Here is a 24589-nt window from a genome sequence, read left to right as displayed (position 1 = left end):
GTAAAAAACTTCAAATACCTATAAGTTTTAATGGATTTATATTACATCAAAGATTTTCTTTTTTATAATGAAATGGATGTTTTTGCATACTTTCAGCGTAAAGTGTCATGTCATGATTTCTGAAAAGACAATCTTTTCGATTTTCATCAAAACTTCTTCAGGACACTGTTTAAATAGACTTATAAGAAATGTGCAACTTTAAACAAATAATGATCATGAAAAATGAATAATACATAAAAAAGCCCAACCACTTCAGATTGAGCTCTTCAACAAAACATAAGCAATTGAATTTAAAATGTAATTCAAAGGATTACGTATAAGGTGTATTATGTTATTTTTAGCAAATTTAAACATTTACCTTATAATTCAACTGTAGTTCATCCGCATTTCTCCCTCTAATGCCCCAGTTTTCTTTAGGAGTTTCAAATATAGTTATCTCAACATCATTTGAATCAATACCGCATAGATTGTTTATATTTTCGAATAGAGACCTAATAAATGCTTTTTTAGTCTCTTTTGTTCGTCCATCGAACATAGAAATTTCAATAATTATATAAGATTTACTGCGATCTACTGGATATACAAAATTCTTGGATTCTAGTGCGATAAAACGTTGAAACCTTTTCTCTTCAGGGTATTTTAATTCTTTAACTAAAGCCTGATGGATAGCTTTACTTAAATTATCACGATGAAATTCTATTGTTTCATTTAAAGCATAAATTTTTATCTGAGACATTACTTTCTCTAAATTAAAACCCTAATTTTAGCTTAGTTTCTCCCCTATTTAACATAATGGCGCTTATACGCAACAACAGTTGTAACTCCAAAATAGAAATGTCCGGTTTCTCCAAAGTAAAAATGTCCGCTTTTAGAATATGCACTTCTGCAATTTCCTTAGCGGACGGTTTGATATGTTGGTGTCTATGTCGGATAAAGAACTTAAACGATTGTCGGTCTTGCAGGAAATCTGCGATCAACGCATAACTCAATCCCAGGCTGCTCAGCTACTTCATATTTCAGAACGTCAGATCAGACGCTTACTGCAGAAATACAAAGCTCAAGGTCCATCTGCATTAGCCCATGCCGGTCGTGGCCAAATCAGCAATTCTAAACTTCCTGAAGAACTCAGACTCAAGTGCCTCAATATTGTTTCTGACCAACTGCATGGTTTCGGACCCACTTTAGCGCATGAAAAGCTCACCACCGTACATGGATTCGATCTTTCAGTAGAAACCCTGCGTTCTTGAATGATTGCAGCTGACTTATGGATGCCTCGATCCAAGCGCCTGAAACGCCCGTATCAGCCTCGTTACAACCGGGATTGCTTTGGTGAACTGATCCAAATTGATGGCTCACACCATGACTGGTTTGAAGGACGCGCTGCTAAATGCTGTCTGCTGGTGTTTATCGATGATGCTACAGGAAAATTGCAGCATTTACGCTTCTGTGAGTCAGAATCAACCTTTGACTATATGATTTCAACACGCTTATATGTCGAACAGCACGGTAAGCCTTTAGCGTTTTACAGCGACAAACATTCAGTCTTTAGAGTGAATCAAAGCAGCAAGAAAGACACCAAGATTACCCAGTTTGGACGTGTACTCAGCACCCTGAATATCGATATCATCTTCGCTAATTCACCGCAGGCCAAAGGCCGTGTGGAACGGGCCAACAGAACCCTTCAGGACCGTCTGATCAAGGAGATGCGCCTGAAAGGCATCTGTTCGATTGAGCAAGCGAATGTCTGGCTACCCTGCTTCATTGAGCAGTTCAATCAGAAGTTCGCCAAGATGGCTTTTAATCCTAAGAATCTACATCGGTCTATCACTGAAACAGCCGAAGAATTAGATGATATTTTTACTTGGCGTGAACCCCGCAGAGTCACGAATAGCCTGACGATTACTTATGATAAATGCGTATATCTCCTGGAAAACACCGAAGAAAATCAAAGGTTGATCGGTAAGTATCTTGAGTTCCTTGAATACCCGGATGGTACTGTAGCCATCATGCATAATAGCCGAAAGATCAATTACAGCCTCTTCGATAAATTAAGTCAGCTGAATCAGCGAGAGATTGTTGAGAATAAACGGTTGGGTGCTGTTCTGAATCATATTCAACAACAGCATGAAGAACTGGAACAGCAAAACAAACGTAATCGTTCTCAAAAGATGCCAAGCAGACGTGCACAGAAAACAGCAATTCAAGAACGAAATCTAAATCCTGTGCTTGACTTGGAAATGTCCATATAGGACATTTCTATTTGGTTATTAGGTAGGACATTTCTACTTGGGAATAACAAACAGTATTAGAATTCAATCAAAGTGCTTCTAGCTCCTTTAGCACAATTCTCAACGTTCGAATTGCGGAAGCACGAAAAACAGCATTTGTCCCATCAGCAGAAGGATTTTTATCTGTCCAAGCGATTGCTGCAAGACATTGAATGCCAACATAGAATAGAAATTTCATTTTAGGCACAGTCTGCTTATACGTACATACCCAACCCTCTAAAAAAGCATTTCGTAATTCTAAATCAGAGAAATCTATATCCACCCAAATAATTTTAGCTAAATCATAGACCGCATCTCCAATACGAGCAGCGTCGAAGTCTATAATACCCGAAATTCGATTTTCACTGTCTACAAGGATATTTCGACCTATATAGTCACAATGCAGTAAATGAAGCTGTGTCGGCTCACATATCGCTTTAGCGTATTTTCGTAACTCATTCAATTGGTCGCAAAACTCATGATAATCAGATGACAATGGATTTATACGTGACATCCATTTTGAGATCATTAATTCTAATTGTTGCTTCCACAATACCCAATGTGTTGATAAGCCATCACGATCTTGCCAGAACCTCATATTCAATATGCGCGTTTGTGGAAGCGCACGATGAAGTTCGCCCAAAGCTCGTCCTGCATTCCCAAGCAAAGAGATTTTCTGTACCCGCGTACAATTTTTTAATACTTGATCGACTTGCCTACCTTCTATGGCACTCATGACAAGGATAGAAGAACCTTCCCATTCAAACTTATTTAATACCTTTGGTGTTAGTGGAAATTCTTTGAGAGCTTCTAAGATTTCACAGTAACGATCATTAGCCGTTTGAATATTTGCTATTTTGATAAAGACTTCTCCTTGAGAGGATTGCCCTTGATACACTGAAGCCCCATTTCTCTGTGTAACTAAATCTAACGTCTTTGCCTGAATCCTACGCTTTAAATCAAATAAATCTTTCATACTGCCCAATTTCTGTTGTTAATAAAAATAATGATGAAATAATTAAGGTTTTTTATTCATAAATATAATAAGTCTCTATTCAACATAAACACCTTATAAAAAATAAAAGCCGATCTCATGATCGGCTTTTATACAGTAAATTATATTTATCGCGCCATTAACGCTTCAATCTCTTCTACCGACTTCACCACTTTCGCAGTCAAATTCAGTGGACCGTTTTTGGTTGCTACGATGTCATCTTCAATACGAATACCAATACCACGCCATTTCGCATCGACCGTTTCATCATGAGGTGCAATGTACAAGCCTGGTTCAACCGTCACCACCATGCCTTCTTCATAGATACGCCACACACCTTCTTGCTTATATGAACCGACATCGTGCACATCCATACCGAGCCAGTGCCCTGTACCATGCATATAAAACTGACGGAAACTTTCCTTTTGGATAATCTCCTCAATATCACCTTGCATAATCCCCAGATCAAGTAGGCCTTGGACTAAAATACGCACAGCAACATTATGTGGTTCTTTATACGAGTTCCCTATACGCACTGCGTCAATTGCAGCAATTTGTGCATCGAGAACGACATTATAAAGTGCTTTTTGCTCAGGGCTGAACTTTCCATTGACGGGGAAAGTACGGGTGATGTCGGAAGCATAGTATTCATATTCACACGCTGCATCGATCAGCACCAAATCGCCATCTTTCAGTTCTTTGTTGTTCTCTACATAGTGCAAAATGCAGGCATTTTCACCACCACCGACAATGCTGTTATACGACGGCACACAACCATTTTGACCAAATACATAATTAAGCTCTGCTTCTAGAGCATATTCCATCATGCCCGGCTTAACGGTTTGCATAGCACGAGTATGAGCTTGTGCGGAAATATCTGAAGCTGTTTGCATCAATGCAATTTCTTGTTCTGACTTAAACAAACGCATTTCATCTAAAATACGATCGAGCTGTATCACTTGTGCAGGTGCAGCAGTCCCACGACGTGACTCACCATTGGCCGTCGTGATCCATTTTGCTACACGCGCATCAAATTCGGGCTGTTGCCCAATACGATAAAATAATTTTTCTTTGCTTAAGAGTTTTTCAATGATTTCTTCATCTAACAAATCTATCGCATAGGCTTCGTCAGCTTCATAGTCGTCTACCGCACCATCCACACCTGCGCGGTAACCATTCCAGATTTCCATCTCGCGGTCACGTTCACGGCAGAACAAACTGTAGCTGTACCCGTCTTCATCGTCTTCGGCAAAGGTTTCAATAACCGCTACGGCTTCGGGCTCAGCAAAACCAGTCAGATAAAAGAAGCTGCTATCGGTACGGTATTTATAGTCTGCATCACGATTACGCATCGCCACTGGACTGGTTGCAATAATGGCAATACTGTTCGGACCCATTTGTGCAGCCAAACGGTCACGGCGTTCCTGAAAATCCACTTGCGTTAGTTTCATGTTTGATCTGTCTTTTCTATACCAGAGAATATAAGTGCCACGCGCACCCTATCATGTACGCGTAGCAAGTCTTATGCCAATCAGCTTGGGTGATGCGGCGTAAACATTTCTACAACATTGTTCGCTTCTGTTACAGAACGATCGATTTGTTGCTTGTTATGAAAGTGTTTAAGCAGAGAACTTTCCTCAACCGCAATCTTTTTACGGCCTACAGATAAGCTCACAGGAATTAAACGTACAAACTCGTATAACTCTTGATAGCTCTCCTCACCCTCTTCATCATCATCGGTTTCTTCAAACTCAACTGCCGCCACATCTTGTAAATGTTCGATCAGTTCCATTTCATCTGGACGAATATGACCCGACGCCAAACCAAAGCCCAGCACTACGCCTGCGCACCAATCCGCCAAAGCTTGTACACGGTCTGCCAGCGTATGAGTGTCATCGGGAAGTAATGGTAAATAGTCCAATTCATCGTCAGAAAGTGCATGTGCGACATCTTCTGCTTCATCGGCTAACAACGCCAAAGCTTCTTCGCTTAACTCTGGAATTTCCAAAGTCGTGAGGATGTGTTGCCACTCTTCACGGCTCGGTGCCTGAGTTACACAAATGATACCTGTGAGTAAACCATGTAACTCACTTGGGCTAGAAATCTCTTCAATTTTAGAAAAATTTGGCTGCCATTCTGACCAACCTGAAATATCGTCTTGCATTCGTTTATCCAATCTCTATACTTCTTATATATTACCTTTGTTTGCAGCACTGTGCGACCACGATATGTTAGAAGAATTACAGCGTCTACAGGCGCATATTGGCGTTTTAAAAACGCGACTTGCTCATTTTGAAAGTGAAAATAGCACTTTAAATGCAGCTAAACTGGATGCTGAAGAACAGCACCGTTCTCAAGTTGTGCAAAAAAATGGCTTAATTACCCAGAAGCAAGAACAAATTGATGATTTAACTGAGCAATTAAGCAGCGCTCAGACCCAATATCAACACTTGAACACTGATGCGACTGCTTTGGCCGATCGGTATAGTCGTTTGGAAAAAAGTTGTACGGATTTAAAAAATCGCTTTCAGGAAATCTTGGCTGAACGTAATGAATTACGTGCAATTAAAGAAAAAATGAACAATGATCAGCGTCAAGCTCAGCAAGAAATCCAAGCACTTCAGCAAGAACGTGAAAGATTGTTACAAAAAAATGAGCATGCCAAAGCTAAAGTCGAAGCCATCATCCAACGTTTGGCTATTTTAGGTACAGAGCAAGATCATCACGCGCAAGAAATTCAACAACTTGCCCACCCTACTGAAGCTAGCGAGGAAGTTTAATCATGAGCGAACCAATTACCGTTGAATTACGTGTCTTAGGTCATAGCTTTCGTTTAGTCACAACGGAAAAAGAAAAAGCCGACCTTGAACGTGCAGCTCTGCTTTTAAATGATAAATATGATGAGTTTCGTCGTAAAGCACCGCGTGTAGAACCCAGTAAAATTATCATTATGGTGGCACTAGAGTTAATGCAAGAAGTGTTGTCGATGAATAAAACACTACAAGAGTATGCGCACGCAGAACGATTACTGGCAAATATTATCGATGACGTTGCGGAACTTGTTTAAACTCGACTTAATTGAATAAAGTATCAACACTTACTCCAGTTGTTTACAGTTCGTAGCGGTGTATGAGTTGCCATCAGCGTGAGATTCGTTATACTTAAGGCAACTCTGAGGTGTTCGCCAGCGGGTCTATTCCCCTGCCGATACTTAAACTTATGGATGTGTTCTGTATATTTAGAGTGTATGCCCACTTTCATGTGGGAAACCCAGCAAGTATACGTCGCGTCCACCTTGAACTCATCGGGTTCAGGGTAACGACACATGCAGCGGCATCTTCGGAGTACTTTATTTATTTTAATAACAATAAGCTTATAACTGAACTCCTCCCTCGCTCTGTTCACTTCAATCCGCATAAATCATCAAAAGTAGGCATTACGGTAGGCTCTAAAATTATTGTGCTATATTTCTATGTATTGTTTCAATCAGTTAAAAAGTGCAATGGGGCAAAGACATAAGCTAATAAAACCATTTATTGATAGTCTCCCTCTAGAGATATCAGGGAAAAAGTTTTTTATCGTGACTCTCTAACCATTGGCTTTGGTGTTGTTGTTACCCAATCTAAAATCTACTTTATTGAAACACTCATGCCGAATGGCCAAAATAAAAGGAAAACTATTGGTAACCATGGTGTGTACCACCCTAGAACAAGCACATACAAATGCTAAACATTTATTATTTCGATCAAGATATTGGACCTGTTACTCAAAAAGAGCCATTGAAACCTAATTTCATACAAGCAAAGAAAATAGATGAATTAATCCCGAGTTTAGATGACGCTTATAACCCAAAAAATATTCCTCACTACTCATCAAAGGTCATCAACGATTTTGTAATCCAGTAGGTCAACATCGTATCAGTAATGAATTTTGCAAGAATAGTGTAGTTGATTCAAAAAGTGTTGTTCACTTCATATCACCTCGACATGATCTTAAGAACTTTATTTAAGAAGCAACTAAATGCTTGGAAGCTAAAATGGCACGAGATGACATTAAGTTGAATAAACCGGTTCTATCAATCGTAAAACGTACCTATACTCCGACTTCTGATAGATATCGACACGAAGTTTTTCAGTCAAGTAGAACAACATGATGAAGACCTATATTTAGCCATTAAGAATATTAATCACATAAAAACAAAAGCAGTAACCCTTAAATATATGTAGGTTGTGAACGTTTCCATAAAACGTTTCAAGGAAAAATGTGCTGTAGACTGACACTATTTGAAACGTTTCTTGATAGAAAGAAGATTTAGGCTAAAAAGAATTTAGTTCAAATTTAACTAGACAGACATATGAAAGAATGGACTGCCAGCTCTGGTTTGAGTTAGTACATAAAATTAACTTTCAATACGATATTGGAAGGTATTTTTAACATTCGACACACTGGTCGGTTTGCCATCGACGAGACGAGGCTGATATTTAAAAGTGAGTGCAGCCTGTATCGAAGGTCGTACAAACATCGGATGACAATCGCCTTGTGCTTTAGGATTTTCTACCCGTCCTTTTTCATTTACGCTATACATCACTGTGCAATCCCCCTCAAGTTTACGATCCAAAGCTTGTTCAGGATAGGCTGGTGCTATTTTTGCAACAGGTTGATAATTTTTAACATCAAATGTTTCAGGATGAGTTTGTGCTTTAGGTTCTACTGATTTCTGGGTCTTCGTCTGAGTTGGTATATCCGCCTTAGACTGCGTATCTACTGTTTTCTGAGATTCCTCTGTTGCCGTTTGCTTTTCCTTCACGACTTGCTGGGTCGGTTTAACCACTGTAGGTACAATTTTGTTGCTCTGCGACTCTACAAACTTCTTGGTGGTTTTCGGTTGGGCTTCAGCAGGTTTCTCAACCTGTTTTTTGACAGGCTCATGTAGCGGCTTTTCTTCGACTATCGGTTCAGGCTTTTTAGGTTCTGGTTGTTGTTTGGCTGGAGGGGGTATTTGCACAAATTGTAATTGAATGGTTTTCGGCTTGGGTTCCGCCAATGTTTCATGCATCTCAACCGTACAGAACCATGCAATTAGCGCAATATGCAATCCAGCCGTGACCGAAAGTGCTAGGCCTTGATCACGAAACCTAATTTTGGAAACGGTTGTCATCATGATTGTGGTTCCTCTGTCACTAGCCCCAAGTTCGTTACCCCACTTTTTTGCAAGGATGCTATGGCCTGTGCAACCAGTTGATAATCAGCATCCTGATCGGCACGCACATAAAACTGTAGGCTTTTATCTTTTTGAATAATCGGAACGAGCTTTTGTTGCATAGTGGCTAAATCAATGGCCTGATCCGTGACTTTCTCGGTATTCACGTCCGAACCAATATTCCAGTAATACTGACCATTGGCTTGAATAGATAGAGTGACAATACGCTGCTGTTGTGACGCGGGCATGACATTGGCATCCACTTTAGGCAAATCAATTTGAATGCCTTGCGTCAACATTGGTGCAGTCACCATAAAAATCACCAATAACACCAACATGACATCAATATAAGGAACCACATTCATTTCAGCATTGAGTTTTAATTTTTGAGGACGCTTAATCATGGCTGTTGCTCCTTAACGCGAAGCGCGCTCAGTGTGCCCCAACAACCGATAAATACGCGTTTGCAACTCATTGGCAAAACCGTAATAACGACTGGAAAGCTTGTCAGCACGTGCCGAAAAGCGGTTATACGCCACTACCGCAGGAATAGCGGCAAATAAACCAATAGCTGTTGCAATCAGCGCTTCTGCAATCCCAGGTGCAACTGTATTGAGGGTTGCCTGTTCAACGGCAGACAGTCCAATAAACGCATTCATAATGCCCCAGACCGTTCCAAATAAGCCTATATAAGGGCTGACTGAACCGACTGTTGCAAGAAAGGTGAGATTTTGCTGAAGCTTTTCTTCTTCTTCACTGATGCTGCTGAGTAAACGACGTTCTACCCCATCAATCACATCACTTGTAGTGAGTTGCTCATCTTTTATCAATTGATGGTATTCATCCACCCCATGTTGAAAAATGCTGACAACGCCTTTTTGTTGTTCAGGCTGTTGGTAATCTTGCTGTAAAAGATTGAGATCTTTTTGCTGTCTAAAATTCTTTAAAAAACGATTCCAAAGCTGCTCTTGTCCACGAAGTAACATGCCGTGACGCACGATTAAATACCAACTTACGACTGAGGATAAAACCAAAATCAACATCACTACTTTTACCAACACACTGGCATGGCTAATCAACATCCAAACCGACATTTGATCCATTGTTGCTTGCATAACGCACTCCAATTTTTTTACTGCATGGTGCAGTACATATATATTTTTAAAATGGGCTGTGATTCTTTAGCAGCTCATGTACTCACTCAGGTACTAAAGCGCTATTTAGTCCAAATGCAGGGCTTGAGCGATTTTTTCCCACGGCACATATTTAAAGTTCTGATTGGTTTCAGGCATACGTTTACGTCCATCTTGCACCACCAACATGCCTTGCTTCCATTTGCCACCAAAATTTAGGGAACTCACATCTAGTCCATCTGTTTCAGACACAGCGTCAATGCCTTTGTCGATATTGATGCCTACACGAAATGCGCCACGAACCGTATAAGGTGCTGCGGCATCAAGCACCACAAAGCTGTCATTGCCTTGGCTTGAAACCACCAAATAACTTTGGTTTCTGCCGTGATAAAGTCCCATTCCCTCAATGTCATCATGCATCACCTCTCCTACGCCAATCACCTGCTGCATAGGAAGCTGAGTTTTTGGGTTGAGATCTTTTACCCACACCGCGACATCTTCTTCACCCAAGAAAATACGTCCTGTGGCGTCGTCTACGACACAGCCTTCAGGTTGGGTTTGAACTGAAAAACGTTGTACTTCTTCAGCCCGTAATTTTTGCTGTGCAGCCGTAATATGGTATTGAACGAAAGTCCCGTTTTTATCGTTAGGAATGGCATAGATTTCCCCTTGAGCATCGCGGTACATACAAATGCCATAAATATCATCCAATGTAGTTGCTAGCTCGCCAAGCACAGAAACCCTGCCTGTTTTTGGTTGAATCGCAAATACATGTAAGCTGTTGTGGTCTCGGTTCGATGCCACAGCCAAATCAACCGTTTGATTACCCCACTTAAAGCCATGGCGTACATCGACATTATTGAGTCTCCCGACTGGCAAATACTGTACAGCTTTACCTTGTAGGTCATTGACTTGTAAGCCGCCTTGTTTATCTGTCGCTAAAATACGGGATTGACTCGGCTGTGTGGCATTGTGCCAAATAGCAGGATCATCAGCCGCGTCACCTGTACTTGGCACACCCTCGGTCTGCACTTCTGCTGGAATGGTGATGATATTTTGAGCTTTGGTCTGGGTCTGAGTTTCCCATTCCACATCTGTCACTTTTACGGTTTTATCATCTAAAATCAGCAAGGATTTATCAGTTAAATTACCTTGAACACTCAAAGCCTCTGCTTCTTTCACCGTGTCTAATTGTAAGGATGGCAGTGCTTTCCATTGCTTATCTTGCTTTTGATAACGATAAAGCAAAGGTTTTTCTGCATCGAGTACAGCGACATGATCATCTACAATCGCAATTGCAGAGGGTGAACCTTGAATCGAACCAAAAGGTTGCACGAGATCCACCGGTTGACGCACCATGTCAGCTTCAGAATGAGCTGGATATGCCCAGACCCCAACATTCTCTTCATTAATGAACAGCTCTGCGGTGCTATCATTCACTTTGCATACACTGCTGGCAGGTGGAAAACTTAAACGACGTACCAACTGCGGCAGGGCCAATGCTTTTTCACGATTCGCCACAAGCCACTGCTCACCTATCCCTTCTTCACCGACTAAAAAGGCAAAACTCAAGCCTTGAGCATCGGTGTATAGACAAACATCTTCGGACTTAAATGAACGCTTTGGAATAAAGCTGGCTTTGTCCCATACTTTATTTTTTAAGTTCATGCTCATCAGTTGAATTTGCTGTTGTTGCAAATTCGATGCAGCAATCAATAAACGCTCCGAACCAATCCGGTAATCAAAACGTCCAAACTGCCCTTGAATGTGATGCAATACATTTTGTTCATCATCTAAAAACTGAAGACCTTTATTCTTACTGCTCAATAGAGCTGTCACTTCTGGCCATGTACTTAAGCTCAACCATTGCACATCTTCAGTTTTAGCTTCATTTGTATCAACTTCGCGTAATTGGAGCTTTTCTGCTGTTGGCTGATCCACCGTTAATGGTTGTGAGCTTACAGGAGATGGAGAAACACCATGCTGACTACATGCTGTCAGTAACACTATGCAACTTGTTAAAACAGACAATTTAAAGCTTGAAAAATTCATAAAATTACTCAAATTTGGGCAACCATATCTCGAGGTTTTCTTCTCAACAAAGAAAACCTGAGCGTTTATTTAGTGAAATTTAAAAATGGGTGTAAGTCAGAGCAAGCTTATAGGCTGGGCCATATTCTTCATACTGCGCGTTGTAAGCCTTCGCACCTGCGTAGTTGTAATAGTGCTCATCGGTGATGTTTTGCACATCAAACTTTAATTGTAAATTTTTTGACAAATTCAGATGACTACTAAAGTCGAGAAAGACTTGCTCATCGGTATAAGTATCTTTTTCAGGCGTATCAATATCACCTAACTCATATAAATAGCTAGACTTATAGTTTGCAGACAAACGTACGCCGAAACGCTCATTTTCCCAACCAATCATGGCATTGCCTACCACATCCGACTGGTTTGGTAAATGAATACGACGGCTCAGAAGCTCGCCATCTTTCATCGAATCAATATCTGCTTCTGACTTACTAAAGGTGGTATTCAAACCCAATAAGAAACCATTCCAAGGTGCTCCTAGATGGTCAAACTTTTGTGAATAAGCAAATTCCATTCCGTACAGTTTCGCTTCATTGCCATTTTTATAAGTAATGGCTTCATCAAAGTCAGCCCACTGGCCCGTTCCTGCAATATTGGTGTTGTAAATAAAATTGTCGATATCTTTATAAAATGCGTAGAAGCCCACCATACTGGCTTTGCCAAAATATTTTTCTACGCCTAAGTCAAAGTTTGAGGACTCCAACGGTTTCAGCATTGGATTACCAAATTCAGCTTCATCACCATCAATATAAACACCCGGTGCACTTTGCGCAAAGTTTGGACGAACCACAGTATTGGTCCAAGCGGCACGGAGGTAAGCGTTATCGGCCAATTGATAACGTAAATGTAAACTCGGCAACCAATGATCATAGTCATTTTTATATTTAGTCGCAGTGATCACATCATCGTTGAACTCAAAACCACGTGCTTCAAAGTTGGTATTTTCATAACGTAAGCCTGCAATCACTCGCAGTTGATCCAAATCAACGGTATTCATGACATAAGCCGCTTGTATGTCTTCATTCGACTTAAAGTCATTAATGATTGAACCATCAGCAACTACATAGTCAGCAGCGTTTAGTCCACTAATTTTGTCCTTAATGGCACTTTCATTAATGCTTGGACCAAAATGACCCAGTTCATAGTGACTATTAGAGTTGAAGTCTGAGCTTGAAGTACTGAGATCTTCATACTCCCACTCATCGGTATTGTTGTTTTTTTCACGTTGACTGATTTTGCCACCGAACTTTAATGCAGCAGCATAATTCCCCAGCATATAGTCTTTCAAAAAGTCTAATTTACCGTTGTATTCTTTATCTGTGGTTTTGGATTTTTCCCAAGAAACTGAATCCAGCTCATAGTTAGCAGTATCATAAAAATCTTGGTCTGCCGTAATCACCGGTTTTTGCGTACTATTAAATCCAACGTTACTAAAATCACCTTGGTATTTTGCCCCCGAAATTCCGCCAGGGTTTTCCTCCGATGCTTCGCTATAACCGAGCTGACCTTCCACCGTCCACGTGCCAAAGCCTTGCTTACCACCGAGGACAAAAGACTGTATTTCTTGTGTTTCTTCACGGCTCTTCAATGAACGAGTCACTTCTGCATCACCGCGCTGGCCTGCAAGTTGTGGATCAGAAAATTCAGCCGCCACTTCCTGACGTGATTCAGTGTCTTTAAAGCGACTATATAAAGTTCTTAAATAGTATTCGCCTGTGTCATTCGGACGGTAGTCAAAGTTTAAACCCGCACCAATGCGCTCACGCTCGATGTCATATTGACGCATTGCGGTTTCTTCAAGTGCGTCACCATCCCAAGCCCCACCCGTTTCAACATTGTCCGAGCCAAATTTTCGGTTTTGATAACTCAGTGCCAGTGCCACCCCAAGGTTGTCTTGCCCCTCACCAACACTGAAACGGTTACTGATGGCACCTGATGCTTTAGGGCTATATTTTTCCCGTTTTTCATCATAACCACCTTCAACCGTTCCCGTATAAAACAAACCGTCATGGTCAAAGGCCGATAAACTTTCGACTTGCACCGTACCGCCTAATGAGTTGGCATCCATATCTGGTGTCAGCGTTTTCACCACAGCCAAAGACTGCACCAGCTCTGATGGTAAGACATCCAATGCCACACCACGGCGATCGCTTTCAGGCGCGGGAACCAAAGTACCATTGATGGTCACTGCATTTAAGTCAGCGCCTAAACCACGAACCGAAACAAAACGTCCTTCGCCTTGGTCACGCTCTGTAGATACACCCGGTATCCGTTGCAAAGCTTCTGCGGCATTGTCATCGGGTAATTGTCCGATGCCATCGGCATGTACCACACTACTGATTTGGTCAGCACGTTTTTGTTCTTTGAGTGCTTTATCCATACTTGCAGCTTGACCAATGACCTGTACATATTCCACCGTGTTATCTTCGGCATGTAGATGCGTCATGCTCAGCATTGATAGGACCAGTGTACTGAGCTGAAAACCCGCACGCTTATGTTTCATGAAACGGCTCTGATTATTTTGCATTATGTTCTTCCCCTCAAGCCAAAGTGGCATGGTTTGAACGCACAATAGAAATTGAATGTGAACATGATGTGACAGTGCCTTTTACGATCTGCCCTTTTTATTTGTTTTTGGCCTTTTTCAGCAAAAAGTGAGCTAATTTGATCTGTATAGAGAAAATACTGAGCATACAGAATGATGCATATTCACCACAAAGATAGGGTTTTTCAGCATTTTTATTCTCAAAAATCAAAAATACACTGATCTATTTTGACTCCAGTCTTTGCCATCAAACTGTCATCTAAATCTGTTTAGCTTGGGCGAAAATAAATCATTTCAAAAAATGCTATGCCTAAATACTTTGCTTACTACCGCTGGCCTTTGTTATGTGTAGCGACTGCCTGTAGCTTATTCCTTTGGTTATTTATCTTACTTGGGCAGATCAAGTCATTTGCTGAATGGAACTGGGTCGATATTTTAGGTGAAGGGGGAGCAACTGTTTTTATTGGTATTTGGATTTTCTTTATTATTAAAAGCCGTCCTTTGGGCCGTGTAACCAACTATATCTTTTATGGACTGTGTTTTATTTTTTTCCATATGTGGATGGACAGCTTAGATGAGTTTATTCGCCTGCCTAAAGAAATCATGTGGGATGCATGGCTTGAATCCATTCCTTTTCCAATTGGACTGTGTCTATTTACCATCGGGATTTATTTTTGGCATCAAGAAGAATTGGCGATTTCTAAACACATGCAAAAACGAGAACGTATTTATCGGGATCACCGTTTATTCGATGCGCTCACCCCTTTGGCCGATGCTCATTACTTTAAAACACAGCTCAAAGCCGCAATTGAACAAAACTTGTATGAACCCAGCAACATGTCCGTCATATTGTTAGATATGCATAATTTTAATCAGATTAATCAAACACATGGTTTTGATGAAGGCACATCTATTTTACAGCATGTTTCACAATTGATTAGCTTAAACTTACGACCACAAGACCTGCTCTGCCGCTTCGCAGGAGATCGTTTTATTATGTTGTTACCAGAGACGAAGCTACAACAGGCTGAAAAAATGGCAGCTCAGCTTGAGCGCATGCTTATGGTCAGTGCTTATTATCAACGTGATCTGTCCGTGCACATTCCTTTAAAAGCGCTCACAACCTGCTGTTCAGTCGGACAATACCAAACTGCCCAACAACTCTTGAGTGCCTTAAATCAGCAATTGCTCCAAGTGAAGCAGTACTACTCACCGAAGCGAGTCATGGTATGAGCTTTGAATGCGACTACAGCTACATTCCTGCGCATCATCAATTGTCTATTTTAATTGATTTGGCAGCGAGTCATGAAGTCGAACATCACGTCCTGCTCAGTGGCAGCAGTATTTTCTTAGAAGATATCTTTTCGGGGCAAAAACTAATTAGTCAACAACAGTTACAACAGGTTTTAAAAAATGCTGAACAGTGTTTTCGCAATCAGGACATCAGTTTTTTATTTGGTCAACGCAGCCTAACCACCCCCTTTAATGACGCCATTAAATCTATGCTTTATGCATCGACCTTCGATGAGGCACTTAGCCGTTATTTAACATTTTCCGCGTCCGTTTCACCATGGTTATGCCCTCGACTCATGTACAGTCAAAGCCATATTCATATTTATTGGTTAGATGAAAACAAGCTTGAAAATCGCTTTTTAATCGAAAGCGCAATGAGTGCAGTACAAGCGTTTAGCCGTCAACTGAACCAAGCCAAGTTAGCGTGGAAATTCGAGTTTAATTTTTCTGAACCTGACTATATTGAACAATATTGGACACATTTAGGCAGTGCTTTAGAGTTTAATCGCCCGATCAACATGATGAGCCTACCTCGCGATTTGATTTATGAAAAACTTCCCAATGCCTCTTCGACCTTAGCTGCAATCAGTTATCAATATGCGCTGAAAGAAATGACAGCTCAAAATATTCAACAGAGTTTTTTGCTCAGTTTGCACCAATATTTAATGCAGAATATTCAAAATAATATTCAACTTGAACAAACCGCTGACTATTTTCAAATGAGTTCTGCCACCTTAAAACGTAAACTGAAAAAGCATCAGACCCATTTTCAGGCGCAACTCGATCAAAGTCGTTTGCATACTGCCATCATTTTATATCGTGTACATGGTTTTAAAACTGAACAGATTTCTCAATATTTACAAATTAACGATGCCACTAATTTTCGACGTGCGTTTAAGCGGTGGAGTGGTTTAACCGTACAAGCGGCACAGTCCTAAGCGCTTATTTTTCCCAAAAAAATCACGGGTATTTCTATTGTAACGTCGAAATTAAAAGTCAAAAACTCATCGGCTAATCACTAAAGTCCGCATAGTCACGTTCGCTGTATTTTTCTGTTTGTGTCCAAGGTGTAGCAACATGTTGGCCAATTTTGCGCACGGTAAAGGTTTTGGCGTAGCCCGAAGTTGGTTTGAGCAATTCATATTTTTGAACCAGTTGATCCTGTTCATTCCATATAATATTCAACGTTTGCTCAGCACTGCGTATTTGATAATGCGCTAACTTCGAATCACGTTGAATCAATTGTGCTCGCTTTAAAATATCAGGATGAATCAAACTATATTCACAGCGCCAACAGTTTTTCAGCCCTAGCATTTCTTGATCAACATCCTGCAATTGCACCCGCATTTTTTCATCTGGCAAAATATAAAAACGCTGAAAAGGACTTGCTACGTTTACGTTTGCTTGCTCGACTGCATCTTTGCGCTGCATCCACTGAATTGCACTGTCAAAACTCACATGCTCATGGGTATCTGTTTTGGCAGACACATGAGTGTTGCTATGTGTCTGGGCTTCGTCAGCATGCGTTTGTGTGTTTAAACGTTCAATCCAAATATTTTGCTCATCTCGAATTATTTTCTCACTGTATTTTTGAATGGTCGTGACCCCATTGGCATTCAACCGTTCAATCTGATAATCAATACGATATTCATCGGCCGACCATACCCATGGACTGAGCAAACTGAAAGACAATGCTAAGAATTTCATTTTGAATTTGAACGGCCGTATAAATCTTTTATCCATTAGAATCCAAACGCCTTTTTCAATTGCTCAAATACCCATGTATTTTCTTGTGTGCCTTTGAATAGATTTGAATTCTTTCCTTCAGCAAACAGCATCACATCTCCGCCACCATGCGTTTCACTTTTCGCCAGTTGTACCCCGACTTCTTGTTTATAGTCGTCAGCAAAGGCTTGCTCGTTGCTAATACTGTCACGAATATCTAAACGTTTACCCGTACCATTTCCAAAAACAAGCGTCGTTCCTGTTGCCCCATTTACATCGCGGTATGGATTATGTACTTGGCCATCAGCCAGCACTTTGCTGTAAGCATTTTGCTCTTTTGCAATATTATAGTCATAGCTCAGTCCCAAAATACCCGGATTAGTTTCCGTCGTTTGGCCCGTTCGTGCGGCATAACCATTAAAGGTCATCACATGGTCATGGTCTGCCGTCACCACAATCAAGGTATTGCTCAAATCCACTTTATCCAGTGCAGTTTGAATTGCATCATTAAATGCCTTGGTTTCCTGCAATGCCCTTTTGGCATTATTGGCATGTAGCGCATGGTCAATACGCCCACCCTCAACCATCAAGAAATAGCCTTGCCCATGACTCTGTGCTTGCAGTGCATCAATCGCTTTACTGGTCATCGCCGCCAGACTCGGTTCAGTCTCTATATTCTTCTTGAGTCGGTCCAAATCAAAATTTAAATGCGATTGTGTGGAGAATACGCCGAAAATTTTCTGAGTATTGACCGTCTGTGCCAAATCACTTTGGCTTAAAACGGTTTGATAACCCTGCTGTTTAAACTCTGCCAATAAATCACGACCATCCAAGCGCCCTTTGGGGTTAGAGACTGCATCATAAGGCGTCCAATGATTTAAGCCGCCTCCCATAAGGACATTAATGCCATCCAATAAGTTTGGATTATAAGCTTTACCTTTTGGAACAGCTTGAAGCGCGATATCGTATTGCGCATCACGGTGACAGATATGTGCATAGGTTGCCGCAGGTGTGGCATGGGTGAGTTCGGTCGTCGTCACTACGCCAACCGCTTTACCCTGCTTTTTTGCCAGTTCTAAAATACTTAACGCAGGCATCCCTGCGACCATACTACTGCCCTGTTCTGGACAACGGTTGATGGCTTTCGCTAAGCTTTTGCCATTCGGCAATTTTCCTTCTTCAGGTTCGACCGCAACCGTTCCTGTTGTCATGGCAATCACTTCATTTTTATTTTTCTGCCCAGTCATATAGGCGCCCATAGAGGGAGCGCTATCTGTGGTTTGACCATCCTCAGAATAGGTTTTAATCCTTGCTGCGTGCTTCATGCTGTCCATGGCCAGTTTGCCATTTTCCCCCACAGCATAAATACGACTTGCCGTCACTGTGGTTGGTCCCATGCCATCGCCTAAAAAGAATATAACGCTTTTCGTCGGTGTAACTGTGGTGTCCGCAGCATACAAAGCACTTGAAGAAATCGACGCTGTAAGCAGAAGCATCATGTATGGGATGGTTTTTAAAGTATGTTTCATGTGATATCCCTCTGCTATAAGCCTGTGATCTTACGAATGAGGTGATTGACCTCAATATTTTCAAGGCTACCTGAGAACTGATCGGCTCCCTGACCAATCGCACCTAAAAACACATCTGCACCGCCATGCGTTTCTTTATCTTTATAGCCCGTTTGAATCACAGCTTCTTGTTGGAAATCATCCGCAGCAGTGCCCGTACACCAACCCGTTTCAGCCAAAGGATAGGTGAAACTATATTTTTCACCTTGTGGTGCCTTTGGCCCTTGTACAGGATGACAGACATCAGTGTCTTTTAAGTTCAGTACCAAGTCATCCATACGGTTTTGAGTGGGGCGTTTTTTGCCCGTACCAAAACCGATAATCGGATAAGGTTGACCATGAATATCTTGAGCAAAGCCCGCTTGATCATAGTTTTTTACCAATCCAAGCACACTGGTTTCCTTACCTTCGACGTATTTTCCTGTACGCTTGGCATAACCATTTAAAACCAAGGTGTGATCATGGTCGGCTGTGATTACAATCAGTGTATTTTTAAGTTCAGGATCACTTTGTTTAAGCTTTTGAATGGTTGCTTCTAAAGCATCATTTAAGGCAATCGTGTCTTGTAAAGCACGTTTGGCATTGGTGTCATGCAGCGCATGATCTATACGCCCGCCCTCCACCATCAGGAAAAAACCTTTTTTATTTTGCGTCAGGATGTCTAAAGCAGACAGCGTCATTTGCTTGAGACTCGGCTCTGCCAAGTTTTTCTTGGTGCGATCCAAGTCGTAATTTAAATGGCTGTGATTAAATAAACCCAATAATTTTTCATTTTTCGCCAGTTGCACTTGGGACAGTTGGTTTTCATCAAAAACCACGCGGTAGCCTGCCTTTTGCATCTCGGTAATTAGATTGCGCCCATCAGTACGTTCTCCACCTGCATCTTTAGGCAAAAATTGACGCTTACCTCCACCTAAAACCACATCGACTCCATCTTTAAGTTTGAGGTTATAGCGTTGATAATCATCGCCTTTTGAATTCGGCACCAGCTGTGATGCAATATCATTTTCAGCATCACGGTGGCAAATATGCGCATAAGTCGATGCTGGTGTGGCATGCGTGATTCGCGTCGTGGTCACAACCCCTGTCCCCCAACCCTTTGCTTTGGCTAATTCGAGTAAAGTCTGTGTGTTTTGCTTATTTTTGTTTTGTGGGTTAGTCCCGCACTGGTTATTCCCTACTGAATCAGGTTCAACTGCAATTGTCCCTGTCTGCATCGAGATCACCTCATTTTTCATCTTCACACCGGTCATGTACGCACCCATCGAAGGTGCACTGTCAGTGACTTGCGCATCTTCAGAAAAGGTACGAACAAAGGCAGACTCAGGTAACCGATCAATTGCTAACTGACCATCTTCACCGACAGCATAAATGCGGGAAGCGGTAAGTGTAGTCATGCCCATTCCATCACCCAAGAAAAACACTACACGTTTCGGTTGTTGGACTTTTTGTTGTTTGAGTAGTTGTACTGCATGAGTTGGTTGAGCTTGCATTAAATCACTACTTTGACAAGCGGAGAGAAATAAAGCATTCAAACTTATATATGCCACACTGATTGTTTTTAATTGGAATTTTTCAAGAAAACCGAGCATTGCATCAACCCATCTAAAGATGGCTGAACCATACACTTCGGATATTTAAATCCGATGACATTTAAGCATCAATATAAATTTACTCACTTTCGAAACGCTTTTTCATTTTTTACAATTATCAATATTAACCATCAAATTTGTAACGCAATCTAACGTCTTTATTCTCATTTGACAATGGTTATTATTTACTTTTTGGTAAAATTCAATCAAAATCCCCCAGCCTTCTACAAACCAATCTTTTGAATTACTGCTAAAAATGAAATAGTTAAGCTTTTTTATAACGTATCTTATTAACTTTATGCACTTTTTTACAATAACCACCAATCTCGGGGATCTTAAATGAAACGCTCTTCCATGTTACTTGCTATGGGGCTCTTAATAACCACTCTTTCAGGCTGTGCGACATCACGCGGATTGATTCAAGTTCCAACGCCTAATACTTCCGCATCCTCTCAAGAAGTGCCGAGTTCTAAGAAAGCAATTATCGCGCTGGTCGAAGATAATAGAACATTCCAAGACAAACCAACCACACCTGATATTCCGTCTTTAAAGGATGGTTTAGCCAAAGCAACTACTGAAGAAAAAGCAAAAGCTGTTGCGCGTAAAAGAAATGGCTACGGAAAAGCGTTAGGCGATATTCTTTTAGAAAAAGAGACCGTGTCTGAGTTATTACAAAAACGCACAACTCATGCACTTAAACAATCAGGTTATGAAGTCATTACAGACAATGAAACCAATCGAGCAAATGCCGATCTAATCCTCACCATTAAAATTAATAAATTTTGGTCATGGTTCCAGCCTGGATTTGCGTCAATCAAAATTCACTCAGAAATAGATACAAATGTCGTGAATGCGAAAGACTTGAATACAGCCCCTCTCCACATTTATAGCAAGGTGACAAAATCAGCTCAAATTGCCAATGGTACGAAATGGGTAGAAAACATTGATGGGGTACTTGATGATTATGAGTCTAAATTAATTTCTGCATTGCCAAAAGCAAATCCATAAATAGCTATAAAGTAAAAAAAGCCCTATGTAGAGGGCCTTAAAAGCTAACGAATGTTATACGTTAAAACTTGGGCCATTCTTTAATGACCCATGTTTTTTTAACCACAAATAAAGATAAGTACTACCACTTATGACTATAAGAAACTTTTAACGTTGCTCCATTCGCTACTAAGTGACTTGTATTGTCACCAGATCTTAGCAATTGGCTATAAAGTGGGTAATATTTTCGGTTAAACATATTTTCTAAACCAATAGTTACAATATCTTTTTTGTTAAGCGCAAAACTACTGATTAAGTCGGCCGTTGTATAAGATTTCACATCATAACGACCAAAACCGTTTACGCCATTCAACCTGTAGTCCTTCGCACCAAAGTAAGTTGCCTGTAGTCTATTCGTCCAAGTATCAGTTGGACTATAAGAGATGTAACCAGTCAATTTTAATGGTGGGATTCTGAAGCCCGTCATAACTTGTTCTTTATTCGTGTTTTGTGGAGTTTCACGACCTTTCATCCACGTTACACTCCCCCCAGTCCCCCAAACATTAACATCATCAATGTAGTCAATAGTTGCTTCAACACCAGAAACTTTCTCTTTTGTTCTAGCAAGAACCAATCCATTGTTAAAAGATTGGACACCTCCAAGGTCAGAGGTTGAATGGAATACGGCAAAACTAGATGAGATATTTTTAAAATCACCCTTCCAACCAAGCTCATAATTATCAACTTTTACAGGTTCTAAAAATGATGAAGCAAGGTTAAAACCGACTCCAGCATTACGTATAACTACACCAACATCAGGAAGTTGAAAGCCTTGATTAAAAGAGCCGTATATCGAGTGTTGATCAGTTGGAGAGAAAGTAAGATTTGCATTATATAACCATGCATCAGCTTTAACTTTACCCCCTTGGACTGTATAAGGGTTTGGTTTACCTAACTGAGATAATGGGATGAAACTATCGATTTCAGCGTAACTATCTTCATAACGAGTTCCAATCTCAGCAGCCCATTGGTCATTAAATTGATGCTTAAATTGAACAAATCCGCCAAGACTTTGAGTTGTGAGCTCAGGCAAATAAATAAGATTCCCAATTTTAACAAACTCTAGACCACCAGACTGATCATAAATTTGAGGGTCAAAAATATCCAAGGGCATCTCGCTCTTTTCACGACTAAAGTCACCGCCCCAAACTACAGTTGTATCACCCAAGAATTCAAGTGGAGTCGAGACTGTTAAGCGACTACCTAGGACATTATTTTCTTGGTAAATTTGATCGACTTGTTTTCCACGATTTGCATTACCACGCGCATCAAATGGTGAGAAGCGAGTAAAGAAGTCTCGATAGTAAAGTTGTGCATCAACTTTATTTCCTAATAAATCTTTATTGATATAGGTCAAATTATAGATTTGATTTTCATTTTTATTTTGATCTTTTAATTTTAAACCTTTAATTGCTTGAGCAGGTACACTACCAAGAGGATATTTTTTTGTGCTCGTATCAGCTGCATAATCAGAATCTTGTTCTGCATTATAGTAATTCGCCGCAAGCTGTAGGTATTGATTGTCATCAATATGATAGCCAATTTTACCCCCTATGCTATAGGCATCAGCATCATAAAGATCACCTTGACTGGGTTCTGGAGCAACTCTATCACCACTGGCATCATATGGACTACCAATACGTTGATAGCCAAAGTCCAATGCATAGTCAAAATTATCCAAGCTTCCCGTAAAATATTGGTGAATATCCCCACTTAATGCATCTGTACGGAAATTAGTTAAAGGGCTTTGTAAGCCAATAACAGTTTTAGCTGTAGGTTCTCCACCAGCAGCTTTAGTTGTTATAGATATAATCCCGCCTGCTGCACCACTACCGTAAATGGCGTTGCTTCCTCGAATAACTTCAATATTTTGAATACTTTCCGGATCAATAGAAGAAAGACCTCTAGAAGTATCACGCGTTAAATTCATCGGAACACCATCAACTAAGATAAGTGCATTTCGCCCACGTAATGTTTGTCCATAATCTGTAATTGTACGACTTGAATCAGATAAGCCAGGCACAGCTTTTGCTAAAACAGTTGCAATATTCCATGAAGAACAATTTTTTAAAAGTTCAATTTGTTTTTCATCTAACTTTGTCACTTGTTTTGATTTTTCTTGGACTTCATCAGCACGTGAGGCAGTGAATGTCATTGTTTCTAACTGTTGTACAGTATTTTCTGATGGAGAAACCTTTTCTGAGTTTTCTGCAAAACTCGAATTAGAAATGAAAATTACACCTGTTGTTGCTAATATTGGGAAAAGTTTTTTAGACATAGATATTGAAGAGGGCTTTTTCATAATTTGCAAATAGTAATAAGAATTTTTATCAAAATAATTCTTGTTTACTTTCCAGTCAATTTTTTTATCAAATAACTTTAAATTATTTATTGTAAATAAATAATTTAAAGAAAAAACTATTCAGCTGTTTTGATACGTAATTTTCTAATATCGAAGTAACTACCCTGATGTACTTTCTGCAATTTCAAATATCGAAAACTGTTGATAAAAAGCAGATGCTTCTGCCTAAATTAAATGCCAACGAATAAGCTCTACATCTCAAAAATCGGTTTATTTCGCCTTTTTTATTAAATTTTACAAGTAAATTTAGTAGGCAAATGGTAGGCTGAAAACATTAAAAAGTAGGCATATGGTAGGCAAATTATTTATACTTCTGAGCAATGTGGTATTTTTTCATAGATTTTATTGTTTAAATACAAATATTTATTTTAATTTTACATATATTTAAGCTCTGTTTAATATTGTCTCCGATCGCCAAAAACAAGATTTCCCTCAGAACTCATCGGGTTCAGGGTAACGACACATGCAGCGGCATCTTCGGAGTACTTTATTTAGTTAAAAATAATAATTACATACATCGCTAATACTCTTTAATTTTTATTTTTCAAGTTTATCGTTTTCATCTTATCTTCCAGCTACCCAACAAAATGATTATTGAATATCTCTATCTCTTAAAATAACGCTTTTATTGGACTATTAAATCTTGGCAGAGTAAAACTTGAAGTGCGACATAAACCACCTAATTAATTTAAAGGGTTTATGGAGTATATAAAATTGTCATACCATCATCTTAACTTTGAAGATCGTACTGCATTAATGCTTGAGTCAAGAA

The 24589-nt window shown here is 40.2% G+C and carries 18 protein-coding genes, 1 other RNA gene and 1 pseudogene; 7 read left to right on the top strand and 13 right to left on the bottom strand.

Annotation, left to right across the window (positions count from 1 at the left end; all coding sequences use genetic code 11):
* Positions 1-346 precede the first annotated feature (346 nt).
* Positions 347-736 (bottom strand): tautomerase family protein, encoded by a 390-nt coding sequence (locus MF4640_RS11405; protein ID WP_078389637.1) that lies wholly within the window; start codon positions 734-736, stop codon positions 347-349.
* Between the two features lie 187 nt (positions 737-923).
* On the opposite strand from MF4640_RS11405, the pseudogene MF4640_RS11395 reads away from it, so the two are divergent.
* Positions 924-2249 (top strand): annotated as a pseudogene (locus MF4640_RS11395) (ISNCY family transposase).
* A 67-nt stretch (positions 2250-2316) separates the two neighbouring features.
* Here MF4640_RS11395 and MF4640_RS11390 read toward each other — a convergent pair.
* From MF4640_RS11390 to MF4640_RS11380, 3 genes are all read right to left on the bottom strand, one after another.
* Positions 2317-3243: a phosphotransferase family protein gene (locus MF4640_RS11390; protein WP_078389635.1), complete on the bottom strand. Its 927-nt coding sequence runs from the start codon at positions 3241-3243 to the stop codon at positions 2317-2319.
* 146 nt (positions 3244-3389) lie between these two features.
* Positions 3390-4712, bottom strand: a complete 1323-nt coding sequence (gene pepP, locus MF4640_RS11385) for a Xaa-Pro aminopeptidase (protein ID WP_078389634.1) — start codon at positions 4710-4712, stop codon at positions 3390-3392.
* An 80-nt stretch (positions 4713-4792) separates the two neighbouring features.
* Entirely contained in the window at positions 4793-5425 is a 633-nt protein-coding gene (locus MF4640_RS11380; RefSeq protein WP_078389633.1) for a UPF0149 family protein, read from the bottom strand.
* 64 nt (positions 5426-5489) lie between these two features.
* On the opposite strand from MF4640_RS11380, the gene MF4640_RS11375 reads away from it, so the two are divergent.
* The 3 genes from MF4640_RS11375 to ssrS all read left to right on the top strand — a co-directional run bounded on the left by MF4640_RS11375 (position 5490) and on the right by ssrS (position 6611).
* Complete coding sequence (locus MF4640_RS11375) at positions 5490-6041, top strand: hypothetical protein (RefSeq protein ID WP_078389632.1); 552 nt, start codon at positions 5490-5492, stop codon at positions 6039-6041.
* Positions 6042-6043: 2 nt separating this feature from the next.
* On the top strand, positions 6044-6328 hold the full coding sequence (locus MF4640_RS11370) for a cell division protein ZapA (protein WP_004694243.1): 285 nt from the start codon (positions 6044-6046) through the stop codon (positions 6326-6328).
* Between the two features lie 99 nt (positions 6329-6427).
* Positions 6428-6611: non-coding RNA, 6S RNA (ssrS, locus tag MF4640_RS11365), on the top strand.
* A 1049-nt stretch (positions 6612-7660) separates the two neighbouring features.
* Here the strand turns inward: ssrS and MF4640_RS11355 are convergent.
* The 5 genes from MF4640_RS11355 to MF4640_RS11335 all read right to left on the bottom strand — a co-directional run bounded on the left by MF4640_RS11355 (position 7661) and on the right by MF4640_RS11335 (position 14212).
* On the bottom strand, positions 7661-8422 hold the full coding sequence (locus MF4640_RS11355; protein ID WP_171263878.1) for an energy transducer TonB: 762 nt from the start codon (positions 8420-8422) through the stop codon (positions 7661-7663).
* Positions 8419-8865 carry a protein TolR gene (tolR, locus tag MF4640_RS11350; RefSeq protein ID WP_005399812.1) on the bottom strand — a complete coding sequence of 149 codons (447 nt, stop codon included), beginning with the start codon at positions 8863-8865 and terminating at the stop codon, positions 8419-8421. The genes MF4640_RS11355 and tolR overlap by 4 nt, the downstream gene beginning before the upstream one ends.
* Before the next feature lie 12 nt (positions 8866-8877).
* Positions 8878-9576: a protein TolQ gene (gene tolQ, locus MF4640_RS11345; protein ID WP_004694253.1), complete on the bottom strand. Its 699-nt coding sequence runs from the start codon at positions 9574-9576 to the stop codon at positions 8878-8880.
* 105 nt (positions 9577-9681) lie between these two features.
* Positions 9682-11646: a phytase gene (locus MF4640_RS11340; protein WP_078389631.1), complete on the bottom strand. Its 1965-nt coding sequence runs from the start codon at positions 11644-11646 to the stop codon at positions 9682-9684.
* 79 nt (positions 11647-11725) lie between these two features.
* Complete coding sequence (locus MF4640_RS11335) at positions 11726-14212, bottom strand: TonB-dependent receptor (protein WP_078389630.1); 2487 nt, start codon at positions 14210-14212, stop codon at positions 11726-11728.
* 324 nt (positions 14213-14536) lie between these two features.
* Between MF4640_RS11335 and MF4640_RS11330 the strand changes: the two genes are divergently transcribed.
* Both MF4640_RS11330 and MF4640_RS11325 read left to right on the top strand, forming a co-directional pair.
* Entirely contained in the window at positions 14537-15463 is a 927-nt protein-coding gene (locus MF4640_RS11330; protein WP_078389629.1) for a diguanylate cyclase domain-containing protein, read from the top strand.
* Entirely contained in the window at positions 15460-16461 is a 1002-nt protein-coding gene (locus MF4640_RS11325) for a helix-turn-helix transcriptional regulator (protein ID WP_078389628.1), read from the top strand. Before MF4640_RS11330 ends, MF4640_RS11325 begins: the two co-directional genes overlap by 4 nt.
* 73 nt (positions 16462-16534) lie before the next feature.
* On the opposite strand, the gene MF4640_RS11320 is transcribed toward MF4640_RS11325, so the two are convergent.
* Genes MF4640_RS11320 through MF4640_RS11310 form a run of 3 tightly spaced genes read right to left on the bottom strand, consistent with a single transcriptional unit; the run spans position 16535 to position 20408 of the window.
* On the bottom strand, positions 16535-17230 hold the full coding sequence (locus tag MF4640_RS11320; protein WP_227518651.1) for a hypothetical protein: 696 nt from the start codon (positions 17228-17230) through the stop codon (positions 16535-16537).
* Positions 17231-17265: 35 nt separating this feature from the next.
* Positions 17266-18777, bottom strand: a complete 1512-nt coding sequence (locus MF4640_RS11315; RefSeq protein WP_078389626.1) for an alkaline phosphatase — start codon at positions 18775-18777, stop codon at positions 17266-17268.
* Positions 18778-18791: 14 nt separating this feature from the next.
* Positions 18792-20408: an alkaline phosphatase gene (locus MF4640_RS11310; protein WP_078389625.1), complete on the bottom strand. Its 1617-nt coding sequence runs from the start codon at positions 20406-20408 to the stop codon at positions 18792-18794.
* 354 nt (positions 20409-20762) lie between these two features.
* Here MF4640_RS11310 and MF4640_RS11300 point away from each other — a divergent pair, with 354 nt between their 5' ends.
* Entirely contained in the window at positions 20763-21416 is a 654-nt protein-coding gene (locus MF4640_RS11300) for a flagellar biosynthesis protein (protein WP_078389624.1), read from the top strand.
* A gap of 121 nt (positions 21417-21537) precedes the next feature.
* On the opposite strand, the gene MF4640_RS11295 is transcribed toward MF4640_RS11300, so the two are convergent.
* The gene (locus MF4640_RS11295; protein WP_171263877.1) at positions 21538-23757 is read right to left on the bottom strand and encodes a TonB-dependent receptor; all 2220 of its coding nucleotides are present in this window, start codon (positions 23755-23757) and stop codon (positions 21538-21540) included.
* Positions 23758-24589 lie beyond the last annotated feature (832 nt).

The organism is Acinetobacter sp. MF4640 (assembly GCF_002018895.1).
In the GTDB taxonomy this organism is placed as follows: Bacteria; Pseudomonadota; Gammaproteobacteria; order Pseudomonadales; family Moraxellaceae; genus Acinetobacter; species Acinetobacter johnsonii.
Note: the sequence above shows the minus strand (reverse complement) of the source record. Positions and strands in the feature narration are given on the sequence as shown.

Bases quoted from the DNA above. Each gene is read 5' to 3' on its own strand.
- MF4640_RS11405 (WP_078389637.1), bottom strand. From the start codon at position 736: ATGTCTCAGATAAAAATTTATGCTTTAAATGAAACAATAGAATTTCAT.
- MF4640_RS11390 (WP_078389635.1), bottom strand. From the start codon at position 3,243: ATGAAAGATTTATTTGATTTAAAGCGTAGGATTCAGGCAAAGACGTTA.
- pepP (WP_078389634.1), bottom strand. From the start codon at position 4,712: ATGAAACTAACGCAAGTGGATTTTCAGGAACGCCGTGACCGTTTGGCT.
- MF4640_RS11380 (WP_078389633.1), bottom strand. From the start codon at position 5,425: ATGCAAGACGATATTTCAGGTTGGTCAGAATGGCAGCCAAATTTTTCT.
- MF4640_RS11375 (WP_078389632.1), top strand. From the start codon at position 5,490: ATGTTAGAAGAATTACAGCGTCTACAGGCGCATATTGGCGTTTTAAAA.
- MF4640_RS11370 (WP_004694243.1), top strand. From the start codon at position 6,044: ATGAGCGAACCAATTACCGTTGAATTACGTGTCTTAGGTCATAGCTTT.
- MF4640_RS11355 (WP_171263878.1), bottom strand. From the start codon at position 8,422: ATGATGACAACCGTTTCCAAAATTAGGTTTCGTGATCAAGGCCTAGCA.
- tolR (WP_005399812.1), bottom strand. From the start codon at position 8,865: ATGATTAAGCGTCCTCAAAAATTAAAACTCAATGCTGAAATGAATGTG.
- tolQ (WP_004694253.1), bottom strand. From the start codon at position 9,576: ATGCAAGCAACAATGGATCAAATGTCGGTTTGGATGTTGATTAGCCAT.
- MF4640_RS11340 (WP_078389631.1), bottom strand. From the start codon at position 11,646: ATGAATTTTTCAAGCTTTAAATTGTCTGTTTTAACAAGTTGCATAGTG.
- MF4640_RS11335 (WP_078389630.1), bottom strand. From the start codon at position 14,212: ATGCAAAATAATCAGAGCCGTTTCATGAAACATAAGCGTGCGGGTTTT.
- MF4640_RS11330 (WP_078389629.1), top strand. From the start codon at position 14,537: ATGCCTAAATACTTTGCTTACTACCGCTGGCCTTTGTTATGTGTAGCG.
- MF4640_RS11325 (WP_078389628.1), top strand. From the start codon at position 15,460: ATGAGCTTTGAATGCGACTACAGCTACATTCCTGCGCATCATCAATTG.
- MF4640_RS11320 (WP_227518651.1), bottom strand. From the start codon at position 17,230: ATGAAATTCTTAGCATTGTCTTTCAGTTTGCTCAGTCCATGGGTATGG.
- MF4640_RS11315 (WP_078389626.1), bottom strand. From the start codon at position 18,777: ATGAAACATACTTTAAAAACCATCCCATACATGATGCTTCTGCTTACA.
- MF4640_RS11310 (WP_078389625.1), bottom strand. From the start codon at position 20,408: ATGCTCGGTTTTCTTGAAAAATTCCAATTAAAAACAATCAGTGTGGCA.
- MF4640_RS11300 (WP_078389624.1), top strand. From the start codon at position 20,763: ATGTTACTTGCTATGGGGCTCTTAATAACCACTCTTTCAGGCTGTGCG.
- MF4640_RS11295 (WP_171263877.1), bottom strand. From the start codon at position 23,757: ATGAAAAAGCCCTCTTCAATATCTATGTCTAAAAAACTTTTCCCAATA.